At 34.8% G+C, this 2,792-nt stretch carries 4 protein-coding genes; 2 read left to right on the top strand and 2 right to left on the bottom strand.

Annotated features, from left to right (window positions below):
* Positions 1-184 precede the first annotated feature (184 nt).
* Positions 185-1,159 carry a replication initiation protein gene (locus ACEYOS_RS15075; protein WP_130132688.1) on the top strand — a complete coding sequence of 325 codons (975 nt, stop codon included), beginning with the start codon at positions 185-187 and terminating at the stop codon, positions 1,157-1,159.
* Complete coding sequence (locus ACEYOS_RS15070) at positions 1,140-1,361, top strand: hypothetical protein (protein WP_373797610.1); 222 nt, start codon at positions 1,140-1,142, stop codon at positions 1,359-1,361. The genes ACEYOS_RS15075 and ACEYOS_RS15070 overlap by 20 nt, the downstream gene beginning before the upstream one ends.
* A 3-nt stretch (positions 1,362-1,364) precedes the next feature.
* Here the strand turns inward: ACEYOS_RS15070 and mobV are convergent, their stop codons facing one another.
* A complete protein-coding gene (gene mobV / locus ACEYOS_RS15065) occupies positions 1,365-2,270 on the bottom strand; it encodes a MobV family relaxase (RefSeq protein WP_010591709.1) in 906 nt (301 codons plus the stop codon).
* A gap of 322 nt (positions 2,271-2,592) precedes the next feature.
* Positions 2,593-2,792 (bottom strand): hypothetical protein (locus tag ACEYOS_RS15060; RefSeq protein ID WP_373797609.1); only part of this gene is annotated, 200 nt, incomplete at its 5' end.

Below are 2,792 nucleotides of genomic sequence, written 5' to 3'. Positions count from 1 at the left end.
TGAAAGCCTTGCTGTGTAAGGCTTTCAGAGGTCGAAATGCGAGAAAATAACGGTCAAATGCGAGAAAATAACGGTCAAATGCGAGAAAATAACGGTCAAATGCGAAAATAAAGACATAAAAGCGAGTATTTTAATTTACTCGCAGTTGTGTAATACTCGATCAAAATTAAAATTGGATCTGGTCATGAAAGAAGTGAACCAAATTGTAAAAAAATCGAATGATCTAATTACGGCAAAATATCGCCTGACAATTATCCAACAATACGTTTTGCATAACGTCATTTCTCAAATACACGTGGAAGATACCGACTTTAAAAAATATGAGGTGAATGTTCGTAGCATTGCCGAAAGTCATGGGATCGACACTAAAAATGCGTATCGCTACATCAAAAAATCAGCCCTAGAGCTAAATAAACAACCTATTATCATTGGTGATGAGGAAGAAGGGATCGCACTTAATTGGTTTTCATCGGTACGCTACAACAGCAATCGAGGGACATTACTTGTCGATTTTCACCCCGATTTAAAGCCCTATCTGCTTCAACTGCAAGGCTACTTCACCCAATATGAAAATAAGAATATTCAGCAGTTTAAGTGCGTTCATTCATTACGGTTTTATGAGTTTTTAAAGCAAAAACAGAACTTAGGAAAAGGGAAAGAGTTCTATATTGAGCTGACTATTGACGATATTCGCTCAATGTTTTGCTTCTCTGATACCGAATATAAAAAAACAAACGACTTAAAAAGATTTGTTATTGAACCTGCACTTAAAGAAATCAACGATCAAACAGATTTGAGTATTACAGATATCCAATTTTTGAAGAAAGGGCGTTCAATCCACTCGATCTACATCACAGCCAAGCCAAAAGCATCATCAAAAATGGCAAAAAACAGCGATTCTGGCGTTTCTAAGCAAAAAACCGTAGAAATCCCCACCAACATCGTAAAACCGCCTAAAAACGCAAATGTGAGCGATTTACAGCACAGAGCGAGCAAGATTACAGGGTTAATCATGTCTAATCGGTTATCAGACCGGTTTAAACAGGGTGATGAATCAATTATGCAAATGATGGCTCGTATCCAAAGTGAAATCACAAGTGATGTCATAGCAGACCAATGGCAAAATAAACTTGAAGAATTTGGCGTTATTTTTAGTTGATCAAGGAATAAAAATGATTGAAAAAGAGATAACAAAATTTGAAAAAGAAATTTTGCTACAAGGCAAAATTTCTCAGCTTGAAAATGAACTTAAAGAATTTTCTGATCTTCAAAAAAAAGTGTATAGCGAACGCCTTCAAAAAAGCATTGTGGGTTTAGAAAATAGAATTAAGCGAATCAAAAAAATGCTTTATAAAACATGAATTTTAGTAATTAAAATCAGCGTTAAATCCGTTATTTTCAATTCTTCTATCTAGCAATTTTTGGCTGATAATCTTAATCATTTGATCAAGTTCTTCACGTTCATTTTCATTTAAATGCCGTTTTGCATTCAGATAAGCTAAGACATCATTTTGCATATCAATTAGAGCTTTTTGTGCCTTTTGTGCATTCTGACGAGCAATTTTAGTTTGTTCAGCAAGTGCTAAATCACTCTGTAAATCTTTAAGTACAGATTTAACGCATCTTTCAGCATACATGTATTTATCTTCATCATATTCAGCATCGGGTAAAAATACATTTCTCTGTATTTCGACTTCATCCTGATTAACTTTTGCATAATATTCTTTAATCCTGGTATGTTTTGCTTTGGATCCTTCAATCCCTCTTTCAAGACCTAAAGATTTTACTTGATTAGCAAAATCACTCTGCATCTGTGACATTTTTGCACGACCACCAAGCCATTTTTTAGCATTTAACTTTCCCGTAGCTTCATCAAGTGGCACGACATATGCGATCAAATGCGGGGTTGTTTCATCTCTATGAATCGAAACCGCTACCACATTTTTAGAACCGTACTGTTTTTCGAGCCATTTTTTCGAATTTTCAAAAAATTCGTGTTCTTTTTCAGTTCCCCAACCACTCCAAGTTGGACTAGCAGTAATCAAATGCTCAATACAAAGCACTGCATCAGATCGTCTTTTTTCAGGCAATCTAAGCTGAATTGCATCCATTACTTCAGCTGAAGATTTTAAGCTGTGAGAGTTCTTTACTGTTCGATCAGCATCAGCATTGGGCGTTTCAATATCACGAAAATTATGTGCAAGTGATCCACCAATATTGCCAAAATTTTTTAGTTTTTCAGTCCGTAAAATCGCAAAATTATTATCCATAAAAAAACCTCATACTCTTGTTAGTACAGTGAAAATTTGCTGTTTTTACAGTTATCTAAGCTACTGATTTTTATGTAATTCAAAAAACGTTAAATAGCTGATGATTTTTTATATTTGAATAAAAGTGTACTCACTACACCTTTATCACAAAAAAACTCCGTATTTTGATGATAAAGGATCGTTCGAAAAGCAACAACGTTTTTCATTTAGATTTTTCAATGAAATTTACAGAGTGAGTGTCTACGAACGACACAATGAAAATTCGCTTATTCCCCCCTCTGAAAAACCGCTTTTAAAAATATTGGCTGCTCGATAATTTTTACTATCGAGGGCTTTTGCTTTTGAAAAAATACGAGCGAAGCGAGTTCATAGTTGCTTTTGCTTTTTTCTGCTTTTGGTTCTCAATCATCATTTGAAAAAAACAGCCCCTCAACCGAGCTTTAGCGAGGTTAAAACGTCCGAGCTTTAGCGAGGGCATAGGGCTGTTTTTCGTGAAAAAACTGCTTTTCTTTTTTTCTTTTT

The sequence above is a fragment of the Kaistella sp. genome (assembly GCF_041824135.1).
GTDB lineage: Bacteria > Bacteroidota > Bacteroidia > Flavobacteriales > Weeksellaceae > Kaistella.
Note: the sequence above shows the minus strand (reverse complement) of the source record. Positions and strands in the feature narration are given on the sequence as shown.

Excerpts from the sequence above, each read along its gene's own strand:
- mobV (WP_010591709.1), bottom strand. The coding sequence starts at position 2,270 with ATGGATAATAATTTTGCGATTTTACGGACTGAAAAACTAAAAAATTTT.
- ACEYOS_RS15075 (WP_130132688.1), top strand. The coding sequence starts at position 185 with ATGAAAGAAGTGAACCAAATTGTAAAAAAATCGAATGATCTAATTACG.